Below are 724 nucleotides of genomic sequence, written 5' to 3'. Positions count from 1 at the left end.
AGCGGTCAACAATACGCTACCACCATCACAAAATGTCTTATCGCCAGTCACGGTAATCTCTGCAACAGGGACTGGGTTTACCACAACTTCTACAGCAGCCGAAGCTTCACTCTGGCAAGTTGTAGAACTTACTTTTACACTATACTCCCCAGTAGTAGTGGCAGTATAGCTTTGACTGTTTGCCCCAGATATCGCAATACCTCCTTTGTACCACTGGTAACTCGTAGCGCTTGATGCGGTCAACAATACGCTACCGCCATCACAAAATGTCTTATCACCAGTCAGGGTAATCTCTGCAACCGGAACTGCATTTACCACAACTTCTACAGCAGCTGAAGCTTCACTCTGACAAGTCATAGAACTTACCTTTACACTATACTCCCCAGTAGTAGTGGCAGTATAAGTTTGACTGGTGGCACCGCTAATGGCAAGGCCTCCTTTGTACCACTGGTAGCTCGTAGCTGAAGAAGCGGTCAACAATACGCTACCGCCATCACAAAATGTCTTATCGCCAGTCACGGTAATCTCTGCAACCGGAACTGGGTTTACCACAACTTCTACAGCAGCCGAAGCCTCACTCTGGCAAGTTGTAGAACTTACTTTTACACTATACTCCCCAGTAGTAGTGGCAGTATAGCTTTGACTGGTTGCCCCAGATATCGCAATACCTCCTTTGTACCACTGGTAGCTCGTAGCGCTTGATGCGGTTAACAATACGCTACCG

The 724-nt window shown here is 47.4% G+C and carries 1 pseudogene; it reads right to left on the bottom strand.

Features of this window, described 5'->3' with window-relative positions:
- A pseudogene (locus tag R2Q94_RS22125) lies at positions 1-724 on the bottom strand (hypothetical protein); the annotation flags it as partial.

The sequence above is a fragment of the Pedobacter gandavensis genome (assembly GCF_032678465.1).
Taxonomy (GTDB): domain Bacteria; phylum Bacteroidota; class Bacteroidia; order Sphingobacteriales; family Sphingobacteriaceae; genus Pedobacter; species Pedobacter gandavensis_B.
Note: the sequence above shows the minus strand (reverse complement) of the source record. Positions and strands in the feature narration are given on the sequence as shown.